At 49.9% G+C, this 10,990-nt stretch carries 21 protein-coding genes and 1 pseudogene; 1 reads left to right on the top strand and 21 read right to left on the bottom strand.

Going from position 1 to position 10,990, the window contains the following annotated elements; all coding sequences use genetic code 11:
- From IM477_RS05140 to IM477_RS05040, 21 genes and pseudogenes are all read right to left on the bottom strand, one after another.
- A pseudogene (locus IM477_RS05140) lies at positions 1-189 on the bottom strand (hypothetical protein); the annotation flags it as partial.
- Complete coding sequence (gene rplO, locus IM477_RS05135) at positions 174-617, bottom strand: 50S ribosomal protein L15 (RefSeq protein ID WP_079206322.1); 444 nt, start codon at positions 615-617, stop codon at positions 174-176. The pseudogene IM477_RS05140 and the gene rplO, both read right to left, overlap by 16 nt.
- Before the next feature lie 10 nt (positions 618-627).
- Positions 628-1,149, bottom strand: coding sequence for a 30S ribosomal protein S5 (gene rpsE, locus IM477_RS05130; RefSeq protein WP_002746611.1), 522 nt, complete (start codon positions 1,147-1,149; stop codon positions 628-630).
- A gap of 26 nt (positions 1,150-1,175) precedes the next feature.
- A complete protein-coding gene (gene rplR, locus IM477_RS05125) occupies positions 1,176-1,538 on the bottom strand; it encodes a 50S ribosomal protein L18 (protein ID WP_002753900.1) in 363 nt (120 codons plus the stop codon).
- A 3-nt stretch (positions 1,539-1,541) separates the two neighbouring features.
- A complete protein-coding gene (gene rplF / locus IM477_RS05120; protein ID WP_069475528.1) occupies positions 1,542-2,111 on the bottom strand; it encodes a 50S ribosomal protein L6 in 570 nt (189 codons plus the stop codon).
- A gap of 105 nt (positions 2,112-2,216) precedes the next feature.
- On the bottom strand, positions 2,217-2,618 hold the full coding sequence (gene rpsH / locus IM477_RS05115; protein WP_002734721.1) for a 30S ribosomal protein S8: 402 nt from the start codon (positions 2,616-2,618) through the stop codon (positions 2,217-2,219).
- 186 nt (positions 2,619-2,804) lie between these two features.
- A complete protein-coding gene (gene rplE, locus IM477_RS05110; protein WP_287730793.1) occupies positions 2,805-3,344 on the bottom strand; it encodes a 50S ribosomal protein L5 in 540 nt (179 codons plus the stop codon).
- 54 nt (positions 3,345-3,398) lie between these two features.
- Entirely contained in the window at positions 3,399-3,752 is a 354-nt protein-coding gene (rplX, locus tag IM477_RS05105; protein ID WP_079206324.1) for a 50S ribosomal protein L24, read from the bottom strand.
- A 40-nt stretch (positions 3,753-3,792) separates the two neighbouring features.
- Positions 3,793-4,161: a 50S ribosomal protein L14 gene (gene rplN, locus IM477_RS05100; protein ID WP_002732358.1), complete on the bottom strand. Its 369-nt coding sequence runs from the start codon at positions 4,159-4,161 to the stop codon at positions 3,793-3,795.
- Positions 4,162-4,181: 20 nt separating this feature from the next.
- On the bottom strand, positions 4,182-4,424 hold the full coding sequence (gene rpsQ, locus IM477_RS05095; protein ID WP_002796423.1) for a 30S ribosomal protein S17: 243 nt from the start codon (positions 4,422-4,424) through the stop codon (positions 4,182-4,184).
- Between the two features lie 6 nt (positions 4,425-4,430).
- Complete coding sequence (gene rpmC / locus IM477_RS05090; protein ID WP_012267966.1) at positions 4,431-4,649, bottom strand: 50S ribosomal protein L29; 219 nt, start codon at positions 4,647-4,649, stop codon at positions 4,431-4,433.
- Positions 4,649-5,068 (bottom strand): 50S ribosomal protein L16, encoded by a 420-nt coding sequence (gene rplP / locus IM477_RS05085; protein ID WP_002734310.1) that lies wholly within the window; start codon positions 5,066-5,068, stop codon positions 4,649-4,651. The genes rpmC and rplP overlap by 1 nt, the downstream gene beginning before the upstream one ends.
- 30 nt (positions 5,069-5,098) lie before the next feature.
- Entirely contained in the window at positions 5,099-5,827 is a 729-nt protein-coding gene (gene rpsC, locus IM477_RS05080; RefSeq protein ID WP_002796425.1) for a 30S ribosomal protein S3, read from the bottom strand.
- A gap of 23 nt (positions 5,828-5,850) precedes the next feature.
- On the bottom strand, positions 5,851-6,210 hold the full coding sequence (rplV, locus tag IM477_RS05075) for a 50S ribosomal protein L22 (protein ID WP_150978028.1): 360 nt from the start codon (positions 6,208-6,210) through the stop codon (positions 5,851-5,853).
- 188 nt (positions 6,211-6,398) lie between these two features.
- Positions 6,399-6,680, bottom strand: a complete 282-nt coding sequence (gene rpsS, locus IM477_RS05070; RefSeq protein WP_002753908.1) for a 30S ribosomal protein S19 — start codon at positions 6,678-6,680, stop codon at positions 6,399-6,401.
- Positions 6,681-6,710: 30 nt separating this feature from the next.
- Positions 6,711-7,544 carry a 50S ribosomal protein L2 gene (gene rplB / locus IM477_RS05065; RefSeq protein ID WP_002796427.1) on the bottom strand — a complete coding sequence of 278 codons (834 nt, stop codon included), beginning with the start codon at positions 7,542-7,544 and terminating at the stop codon, positions 6,711-6,713.
- A 33-nt stretch (positions 7,545-7,577) separates the two neighbouring features.
- Entirely contained in the window at positions 7,578-7,883 is a 306-nt protein-coding gene (locus tag IM477_RS05060; RefSeq protein ID WP_012267967.1) for a 50S ribosomal protein L23, read from the bottom strand.
- A complete protein-coding gene (gene rplD, locus IM477_RS05055; RefSeq protein ID WP_287730789.1) occupies positions 7,873-8,505 on the bottom strand; it encodes a 50S ribosomal protein L4 in 633 nt (210 codons plus the stop codon). Before rplD ends, IM477_RS05060 begins: the two co-directional genes overlap by 11 nt.
- Positions 8,506-8,525: 20 nt before the next feature.
- Positions 8,526-9,164 (bottom strand): 50S ribosomal protein L3, encoded by a 639-nt coding sequence (gene rplC / locus IM477_RS05050; RefSeq protein ID WP_002734589.1) that lies wholly within the window; start codon positions 9,162-9,164, stop codon positions 8,526-8,528.
- A 675-nt stretch (positions 9,165-9,839) separates the two neighbouring features.
- Positions 9,840-10,178, bottom strand: a complete 339-nt coding sequence (locus IM477_RS05045) for a P-II family nitrogen regulator (protein WP_002787863.1) — start codon at positions 10,176-10,178, stop codon at positions 9,840-9,842.
- A gap of 179 nt (positions 10,179-10,357) precedes the next feature.
- A complete protein-coding gene (locus tag IM477_RS05040; protein WP_287078906.1) occupies positions 10,358-10,843 on the bottom strand; it encodes a DUF4079 domain-containing protein in 486 nt (161 codons plus the stop codon).
- 91 nt (positions 10,844-10,934) lie between these two features.
- Between IM477_RS05040 and IM477_RS22925 the strand changes: the two genes are divergently transcribed.
- A partial coding sequence (locus IM477_RS22925; protein ID WP_072024880.1) for a helix-turn-helix domain-containing protein occupies positions 10,935-10,990 on the top strand: 56 nt, incomplete at its 3' end.

Below are 10,990 nucleotides of genomic sequence, written 5' to 3'. Positions count from 1 at the left end.
GGTGTGGGGTGTGGGGTGTGGGGGGATGGGAAGGATAAATAAAAATAATCTCCTGTCTCCTGTCTCCTGTCTCCTGTCTCCTGTCTCCTGTCTCCTGTCTCCTGTCTCCTGTCTCCTGTCTCCTGTCTCCTGTCTCCTGTCTCCTGTCTCCTGTCTCCTGTCTCCTGCCTCCGTTAAATTTCTTCCCAAGTACCTTGAGCGGCGGTAATTTTCTCTTTAGCACTATTGCTAAAAGCAGCGGCCTTCACCTTGAGGGGAACGGTAATTTCACCATCACCTAAAACTTTTAAAGGTCCGTCGTTGCTGGTGAGAATTTTAGCTTTTAGGAGACTTTCCAGGGTAACTTCCGTATTAGCGGGTAAAGAAGCTAATTTTTTCAGATTAACGATTGTGTATTGACGGGGGTTAACCAAAGGAAAATGCTTTAATTTGGGAACCCGACGATAGAGGGGCATTTGTCCCCCCTCAAAACCGGGACGAGTCCCCGTCCCGGAGCGAGATTTTTGTCCGCGCATTCCCAGACCGCAACTAGCGCCCTGGCCGGCCGAGATACCCCGTCCCACACGACGACGACGTTTAGTGGACCCCGGTTGGGGGGCGATTTCGTGGAGTTTCATGGTGATTTCTTTAGGTGTACAAATGTTCTACAGATACGCCTCGATCCTTGGCCACTTCCGAGAAAGTGCGGAGAGTTTCCAGGGCGTTAACGGCGGCTCTAGCGTTATTGAGGGGGTTATCGCTACCGAGTTGTTTAGCGAGGATATTTTTCACCCCGGCTAATTCTAAAACGGTACGGACAGCACCCCCGGCAATAACCCCAGTCCCCGGAGCAGCCGGACGCATAATCACTTGAGCGCCACCGGAAGCCCCCCGGGTAAGGTGAGTGATAGAACTAGCCTTAGTTAAGGAGACTTCAATTAGTTGTTTTTTGCCATCGGCCACGCCTTTACGGACGGCCCCGATAACATCCCCTGCTTTGCCGACTCCCACTCCCACCTGGCCGTTTTCATTACCGACCACGACGATAGCCCGGAAGCTGAGTTTTTTACCACCCTTAACCACTTTACTAACCCGGCGGATCTGGATGACCCGCTCTTGCCAAGTGGTTTCTTTTTCTTTTTCGCGGTTGCCTTTGCGACGTTTTGCCATAGTTTTATCAGTGTTGAAAGGATATTTTAGAAGTTTAAGCCGGCTGACCGAGCCGCTTCTGCTAAGGCTTTGACGCGACCGTGATAGAGATTGCCACCGCGATCAAAAACCACTTGTTCAATGCCTTTGTCTAGGGCCCGTTGGGCCACCAGTTTACCCACGGCAGCCGAGGCTTCTTGGGTAGCGGTGGATTCCAATTCCCCGCGCAAGGTTGCCTCTAGGGTAGAAGCAGCAGCGAGGGTATGTTGGGCTACGTCGTCGATAATTTGGGCGTAGATGTGGTTATTAGAACGAAATACGGATAAACGCGGCCGTTCAGCAGTGCCATTAATTTTGCGACGCACACGCTGGTGACGACGACGGACTGATTCTTTGCGACTAAGTTTCATGGTTTATTTTTTACCTCCTTTACCGCCTTTAGCGCCTTTACCGCCAGCTTTACCAACTTTGCGACGGACAACTTCACCAAGATAGCGAATCCCTTTACCTTTATAAGGTTCGGGGGGACGAACTTCGCGGATTTTAGCGGCAATGTTACCGACGGCTTCTTTGTCGATGCCACTGACGATAACTTGGGTGTTGTTTTCTACGGCGACGGAAACACCATCGGGCATCTCCATTTCCACGGGTTTACTGTAACCAACATTAAGAACTAATTTACTACCCTGCGCCTGGGCGCGGTAGCCCACCCCTTGGATATCGAGGCGTTTTTGAAAGCCGGTAGCGACTCCTTCCACCATGTTAGCTACTAGAGTTCTACAGAGTCCGTGGCGTTCCCTGGCGGTACGGGAATCGTCTTGACGGGTAACGAGCAGAGTTTCGCCATCTTTATTGATGGCGACGGCGGTGGGTAGGGTTCTCTGGAGAGTTCCTTTGGGTCCTTTCACCGTCACGGTAGCACCATCGATATCGACGGTGACTTTATTGGGAATAGGAATCGGGCGTTTGCCAATACGAGACATAACAGTTATCAGTTATCAGTTATCAGTTATCACCGGAAGAGTTATCAGTGGGTCAGCTATCAGGTTTAAACTTGGAAAGGCTGACGGCTGATAGCTTATCCTTGTTTACCAGATGTAGCAAAGGACTTCGCCGCCAACGTTTTGTTTACGCGCTTCGCGATCGGTCATAATGCCTTTAGAGGTGGAAACAATGGCGATGCCAATGCCACCGAGGACGCGAGGTAAGTCTTTACTGTTGGAATAAACTCGCAGGCCCGGTTTACTGACTCTGGTGAGGGTAGTAATGATCGGTTGACGGTTTTTGCCTTTATATTTGAGGGAAAGAACTAATTGAGATTTAATCCCCTCACCCACTTCCTCAAAGTCAGCAATAAAGCCTTCGTCCTTGAGAACTTGAGCAATACTGCGCGTCATCCGCGTGGTGGGGATTTGAGTAGTGGTCTGCCGAACCGCGCAAGCGTTACGGATGCGGGTCAGCATATCCGAGATGGTATCGTTAGCAGACATGAATTACCTGTTTTTCTCCTAAATTGGGATCAACATCAGTGGTCAGTTATTGCGGGAGTCAGGAGTCAGGAGCCAGTCGTCAGGAGAAGGTAGGTAGGATTTATTCAGTAATTTCTCTGACAAAATCGCTTTCTCCCTTTTCCCTTGCCACTTTTTCCTGATTTTTTTCCTTTTCTCTTGATTGATTTATCTAAAGGGCATTCCCATCTCTTTGAGGAGGGCGCGTCCTTCTTCGTCGTTTTTAGCGGTGGTGATGATTGAGATGTCCATCCCGCGAATTTGATCGATTTTGTCGTATTCAATTTCGGGGAAGATCAACTGTTCACGAATGCCTAAACTGTAGTTACCACGACCATCAAAACTGTTACCGCTGATACCGCGAAAGTCGCGAATGCGTGGTAAGGCCAGATTAATTAGACGGTCTAAAAAAGCGTACATTCGATCGCCGCGCAATGTCACCATGACACCCACGGGCATTCCTTCGCGAATTTTGAAGCCAGCGATCGCTTTTTTGGCCCTGGTCACTACCGGTTGTTGTCCGGTGATGGTGGACAGTTCCTCCTTGGAAGACTCCAAAGCTTTGGCGTTTTGTGAAGCTTCCCCAAGACCGCGGTTAACAGTAATTTTGATAACTTTAGGTACTTGGTGGATATTGGTATAACCAAATTGTTCTTTCAGTTTCGGAACAATGGTTTCTTGATAGGTGGTTTTTAGTTTTTTGCTCATAGTTTTTCTGCTTGCTTTTCCTGGGCTTGGTCAGGAACTAGAATTGATGGGAAACTAATCGATAATTTCGCCAGTTTTCTTCAGTATCCGCACTTTCCGACCGTCTTCGGTAAAGGTATAACCCACCCGACTGGCTATTTTTTTCTTCTCGGAATAGAGCATGACTTTGGAACTGTGAATCGGTGCTTCGTAGGTAACGATTTGACCCGATTCTCCTTCCTGTTGGGGTTTAGTATGTTTGGTGCGGATATTAACTCCCTTGACCACCACGGTACTTTCTTGGGGTAGGGAGCGTAAAATTTCGCCCACTTTGCCCTTATCGGAACCGGCGATTACTTGAACGACATCCCCTTTTTTAACGTGCATTTTTTGCCTTTGGGGTGAGGTTTGACTGTTTTTCTTACTCATTTTTTTTGACCTCCGATTGCCTTTGTACTTTTGACTTTGATCAGAGAACTTCTGGGGCTAAGGAAACAATTTTGGTGTAGTTTTTATCGCGCAATTCCCGAGCGACCGGACCAAAAACCCGCGTACCTTTGGGATTACCGTCATTATTAATAATCACGGCGGCGTTATCATCAAAACGGATGCTCATACCGCTATCGCGACGGACGGTTTGACGGGTCCGCACAATCACCGCCGTCACCACATCGGATTTTTTCACGGGCATATTGGGGATAGCGTCCTTAACCACGGCGATAATTTTGTCACCGATGCCACCGTAGGTACAGTTACCTGTTCCCAGCACCCGCAGACACATTAGTTTCCGCGCCCCGCTATTGTCAGCGACATTTAAGTAGGTTTGTTGTTGAATCACGGTTTTTACCTAGGTGAAATTTAATTATCGGTTAATATTTCCGCCACTTCCCAACGTTTGGTTTTACTGAGGGGGCGGGTTTCACGAATACGAACTCGATCGCCTTGTTTGGCTTGATTTTCTGCGTCGTGAGCTTTAAATTTCTGGGTTTTCACGACGATTTTGCCGTATTTAGGGTGAGGAGAGCGGTTTTCAATGGCTACCACTACGGTTTTATCCATTTTGTCGCTGACTACTACCCCAACTCTTTCTTTAACTGCCATAGTGGGTTATGCCTCCGGGGTGGACTGGGCTAGTTGGCGCTCCCGTTCTACGGTCAATAATTGGCCAAGACGGTGGCGGGTGTGTTTGAATTCGTGGGTTTTTTCCAAGCGGCGGGTGGCCTGTTGCAAACGCAATTCAAACAGTTTCTTTTTGGCAGCGAGGATAGCAGCGGCGATTTCCTCATCGCTCATCTTCCTCACTTCGGCGATTTTTGGTAGAGCCATTAGACAAAATCCTCCTCGCGAGTGATAAATTTGGTCTTAATCGGTAATTTTTGGGCGGCTAGGCGCATTGCTTCCCGGGCCACGGGTTCGGCTACCCCAGCAATCTCAAACATAATGAACCCCGGTTTAACCACGGCCACCCAGAATTCGGGGGAACCTTTCCCGGAACCCATCCGAGTTTCTGCAGCCCGTTGGGTCACGGGTTTATCGGGAAAAACGCGGATCCAGATTTTGCCACCCCGACGAATATAACGAGTCATTGCCCGTCTGGCCGCTTCGATTTGACGGGAAGTAATCCAACAGGGTTCGGTGGCTTGCAGGGCGAAATCGCCGAAATTAATCGTATTTCCGCCGGTGGCCAGCCCGCGCATCCGTCCGCGCTGTTGTTTGCGGAATTTTGTTCTTTTGGGACTTAACATGAGCTATTTACCACTGATAAATATTAGGGATCAGCCCTCACTAGAGCGATCTTCAAACTGTTGACGGCGACGCTGTTGACGGCGCGGTGCTTGAGCGGGAACGGCGGCGGCAATTTCTTCTTGGCCGGGGATAATTTCGCCCTTAAAGATCCAAACTTTCACGCCTAGAATCCCGTAGATGGTGCTGGCGGTTTTATAGGAGTAATCAATATCGGCGCGCAGGGTATGCAGGGGAACTCGTCCTTCCCGCACCCATTCAGTCCGAGCGATTTCCGCCCCGTTGAGACGACCGCTAACTTGAATTTTGATCCCTTTGACTTCGGCCCTCTGCGCCCGTTGGATGGCCTGGCGGACAACACGACGGAAGGAAACCCGTCTTTCTAGTTGTTGGGCGATGTATTCGGCGATCAGGTTGGCATCGGCATCAACGCGAGCGACCTCAATGACGTTAATGCGAATTTGACGCTGGCCACCGAGGGCTTTTTGTAAACCTAGGCGCAGCTGTTCGATTCCCGTGCCACCACGACCGACGACGACCCCGGGTCGGGCGGTGTGGATGGAGATATCTACTTGATCGGCCTTACGTTCGATGCGAATATCGGCGATACCGGCATTAGCAAGGTTTTTTTCGACGTACTGACGAATGCGGCGATCTTCTTGCAGTAGTTCGGGGTAACGTTTTGCGTCGGCATACCAGCAAGATTTATGATCTTTGATAACGCCGAGACGAAAACCGAGGGGATGGATTTTTTGTCCCATTGTGTTTTTTTTAGTTAAGGTGATTAGTCTTCGTTGCTAGGAGCGACGGCGACGGTGATATGACAGGTGGGTTTGCGAATTTGGTAGGCGCGCCCTTGAGCCCGGGGTCGAAAACGTTTTAGGGTCGGGCCGCCATCGGCAAAGGCTTGGCTAACTACCAAAGTGGCGGGATCGAGTCCTTCGTTATTTTCGGCGTTGGCAACGGCGGAACGCAGGACTTTGAGAATCGGATCACAGGCCCGGTAGGGCATAAATTCGAGAATAATTAGGGCTTCCCGATAGGAGCGCCCGCGGATCTGATCGAGTACCCGTCTGACTTTCAGGGGTGACATCCGAATATAGCGGGCGATCGCTTTGACTTCGTTAGAGGTATCGATGGTCATTTCAGTTATCAGTTATCAGTTATCAGTTATCAGTCATCAGTCATCAGTGATCAGTTAGGTAGGGTGGGTTAGGCGACGACAACTTATGATACTTAGTTATTAATTTATCTAGTCGCCGTAACCCACCATCTCATAGTTATCTGAACGCTGACTGGGGGCTGACGGTTTTAAGATTACCGCCCACCGATCTATTTCCGTCCTGCTTTTTTGTCGCTCTTGGCGTGGCCGCGGAAGGTGCGGGTGGGAGCGAATTCACCGAGTTTATGACCGACCATCTGCTCGGAAACGTAGACGGGAACGTGCTGTTTGCCGTTGTGAACGGCGATCGTGTGACCGACCATATCGGGAATGATTGTCGAGGCACGGGACCAAGTTTTAATCACTTGTTTACTGCCCTGTGCGTTGAGTTTTTCGATTTTTTCCATCAGGTGGCCGGCGACAAATGGCCCCTTTTTCAGTGAACGACCCATAATTTTCAGTCAAAAGTAAAGTAATAATTTCTAACCCTGGGTACGACGGCGCACGATGAGATCGCTACTGCGTTTTTTCTTGTTGCGAGTTTTGCGACCGAGGGCGGGTTTACCCCAGGGAGTCATCGGGCCGGAACGTCCGATCGGAGCGCGACCCTCTCCACCTCCGTGCGGGTGATCGACTGGGTTCATGACGCTACCCCGAACATGAGGTCGTTGACCGCGGTGACGGGTACGGCCGGCTTTACCGAGACTGATATTTCTCGCTTCGGCGTTACCGACTTTTCCGATGGTGGCGTAGCATTCACGCCGGATCATGCGGACTTCTTTGGAGGGGAGGCGGATGGTAACGTAATCGCCTTCTTTCGCTACCACTTGGGCGAAACCACCGGCAGCCCGCACCATTTGACCACCGCGACCGGGGACGAGTTCGATGTTATGAACTTCTGTCCCTAGGGGGATGCGACTTAAGGGCAGGGCATTACCGACCTCGAAGGGAGCGTTTTCTCCGGCGATGACGGTATCACCAACGCCTAAACCGGCGGGGGCGATGATGTAGCGTTTTTCCCCGTCTTTGTAGAAAAGCAGGGCAATGCGGGCGTTACGGTTAGGATCGTACTCGATCGCCGCTACTTTGGCTGGAATATCCCGTTTATCGCGACGAAAATCGATAATCCGGTAGAGGCGTTTATGGCCGCCGCCCCGGTGACGACTGGTAACGACACCGCGATTATTACGCCCCTGTTTACTGTGTTTGTGATGAGTTAGGGACTTTTCTGGTTCGGTTTTGGTGATCTCTTTAAAGTCGGAGATGGCCGCCTGCCTTGTCCCGGGGGTTAAAGGTCTAAAAGAACGAATACCCATAGTTTAGTTTTCCGTTATCGGGTTTCTTGGTTTTTATACGTCGGGATAGAGGGTGATCGAGTCGCCTGCTGCTAGGGTCACGATCGCGCGTTTGTATTGGGGTTTGTAACCGAGGAAACGGCCGACGCGTTTTTTCTGACGAGAGGGGCGGCTGGTGTTCACTTTCGTTACTTTCACGTCAAACAGCAGTTCGATCGCCGCTTGAATTTCCGGCTTGGTCGCTTTCAGTGCGACATCGAAGACGTATTTATTTTGTTCTAGGAGTAGGGTGGCTTTCTCGGTCACGATCGGCTTTAGGATCAGATCGGCGAGTTGCCTGGCTTCAGTTTTAAGCACCATAGACCTCCTCAATTTTGGCTAGGGCTGCGGCGGTAGCGATAACTCGATCGGCTAGGAGGACATCATAGACGTTGAGACTGTCCGCGCGAATAATTTTGAGATTGCAGATATTACGTCCCGATAAATAGATATTTTCGGGAATTTCCGTCAGAATCAGCAGAATTTTGGCCTCTGAACCCGCTCCCCAGCGATTTAAGGCAGCGGTGAGTTCTTTGGTTTTGGGTTGAGAGAATTGTTCAGAGAAGCTTTCAACCACGATCAAGTTATCGGCCTGGCCGATCAAAGCGGTTCTCAGGGCTAATCTTTTCTCTTTGCGATTGACCTTAACTTCAAAATCTCTGGGTTTTGGTCCGAAGATGACACCGCCACCACGCCAGAGGGGAGAACGGATCGAACCAGCCCGGGCCCGGCCGGTGCCTTTTTGCCGCCAGGGTTTGCGACCACCGCCGCGCACTTCCGAGCGGGTTTTGCTGGAGGCGTTACCTTGGCGGGCCGCCGCTAGATGGCTGACGACGACGCGGTGAATTAGGTGTTTGGCGGTTTCGGGTTTAGCGGTTTTCAGTTCCAGGGTGCCTGTTCCCGCTTCTTCCCCTTGCCAATTTTTGACTGTGTAGTTAACCATGGCTTTAATCTTTCCTTGCCCTATTTACCAAATTTCTTGGCGGGGGTGATGTTTAACAGGGTTCCTGGTTTGCCCGGGACGGCTCCTTTGATCAGGATCAGGTTGCGTTCGCTATCGATTTTGACCACGGACAATTTGCGGATGGTAACTTGGGTTGCTCCGTATTGTCCAGCCATTCTCTTACCCGGGAAGACGCGACCGGGGGTAGTACCGGCACCGGTGGAACCGGGGAGACGGTGGTTTTTGGAACCGTGGGTCATGTTACCGCGCTTGAAGTTATGGCGTTTTTGATAGCCGGAGAAACCCCGTCCGATGGTGGTTCCAGCCACATCGACCAAATCGCCTTCTTGGAAGATAGCGGCGGTAATTTCTTGGCCTAAAGTGTAAGCGGATGCGTCCTCGAGGCGGTATTCGATTAAATGCCGCAGGGGGGAGACACCGGCTTTGGCTAAATGACCGAGCAGCGGTTTGTTGAGGGCTTTTTCTTTGACGGTTTTGTATCCCACTTGGATGGATTCATAACCGTCGGTTTTTTTAGTTTTGACTTGGGTGACGGGACACGGACCGGCTTGAACGACGGTGACGGGAATGGCGACTCCCGTTTTGTTGTCGAAGATTTGGGTCATGCCCAGTTTTGTACCGAGGATACCGATAGACACGGATTGTTCTCTTTATCTTTACTAGACGACAATCAAAAATAACGTGGCCGTGGCTATAGGAGCGGGAAAGATTTTTCCCACTTTATCAGCCTGCCCAACTTGAATGACTTTTTTCGAGTTATTTAAGCTGGCATCCCGTTAAATTCGTAAGTAAGACTAGACAGGGTTGCTGGTTCTGCCTAGATTGTTGCTGGTCTTTGTTTCTTCAGGACTTAAAGGGTTTATCTTCAGTATCCCGGCGAAGACCGAGCGACCAAGGCGGTTCTGCTCGGCAGTGCCTTCAGCACCACCTAACACCGATTTTGGCCACGATCAAACATTATATAATATTTGTGCCTTTTTAGGCAAGAGGTTTTTTTAGTCACCGGAAATGATCATATCTAGTCTGGTCAAATTATTTGTACCGTTCGGCGGTCTTCAGCAGCGATGAAGGGGGAATAAATAATCAGTTTTTAATAACCGGATTTAGGATCAGAATATTTTCAGGCTTGGCGGTGCCAACTTTGGCATCGGGACTGCCCCCTGCCTTTGTTATCTTAATGGTGAGGTACAAAGTTTTTGTTTGGGGGAATCGGTCGTTGGTGGTCGATATCAAATTAGGTTACACTGCTTGATGGGAATTGCTTTCAATGGGGGGGGGATGACAGCATTGTACTATCATCCCTTGTTTGGAGGTTAAATCGCTTCGAGATCTTTTTCGCCGGTACGGATGCGGACGATCTGTTCCACGGGGGAGATGAAGATTTTACCGTCTCCGATTTCACCGGTACGGGCCGCCGAAATCAGCTTATCGACGACCATATCGACTTGCTTATCTTCGACGACGATCTCGATCTTGAGTTTTTGGAGAAATTCGACGGTATACTCGGAACCGCGATAACGTTCCGATTGACCTTTCTGACGACCGAAACCTCTAACTTCGGAGACGGTCATCCCGACAATGCCCGCATTAACTAGGGCGATTTTCACCTCTTCAAGTTTAAAGGGTCGGATAATCGCTTCTACTTTCTTCAAAATATCTATCTCCTCGTTGCGTGACGATACTTTCTTGGTAAATTACCTGTTAATTCTAAACGCAGAATCCCAAGAATAGCGCTTAAAGTCATGATTTCTTCAATTAATGCCCTTGGCCACAGTCTTCTGCGGTGAAAAATCTCCAGGTGGGAAATAGCCCACCCGAAGCGATCAACCAACTAGAGAGATAATCCCAACTGAAGACCGAAAACACCGTGAACTAGCAGTAAAATCAGGGCAATACTGCCGATATAGGCGTGAATAGTCCGGAAAAGTTCTTTTTTCCCGCCAGCGAAGCCAGTGAGGGACAATAATCCATTGAAAGCTAATAAACCGATTGCGACCGATCCTGTCCAGAAATGGCTGCTTTCGAGGATTGGATGTTTCTGCATGACTAGGGATAAAATACCGCCGGTGTAACCGAGAGCGATAAATAAAAACAGCCAGGGGGCGAGTTTGCGGTGATCAGCCCGATTGTTGGCCACTACTTCCCCATCTTTGCTTAAACGGCTTTGCCAACCGGCATAGGCAGTATAACTACCCATAACTAAAACCACGATCCCCATCATGACTGGATGTCCCCAATGAACGATCGGTTCGGGAGTTCCGAGACCGCGAAAGGCAGCGGCGATCGGCTCTAGCGCATCACTTAAACTTTGATTCATCGAAAATTTTGGGTCTGAAACCCCGTCGTTCTACGACGGCTTTACTGTTAAATATTAGCACATTTACGAAATATATGCTAAAATGTGAGGTATGGAAAAAGCCTATTCGTTTCGATTTTACCCCACACCCGAACAAGAGTCGCTATT

It is taken from the genome of Microcystis sp. M090S1, from assembly GCF_020246295.1.
GTDB classification, from domain to species: Bacteria; Cyanobacteriota; Cyanobacteriia; order Cyanobacteriales; family Microcystaceae; genus Microcystis; species Microcystis aeruginosa.
Note: the sequence above shows the minus strand (reverse complement) of the source record. Positions and strands in the feature narration are given on the sequence as shown.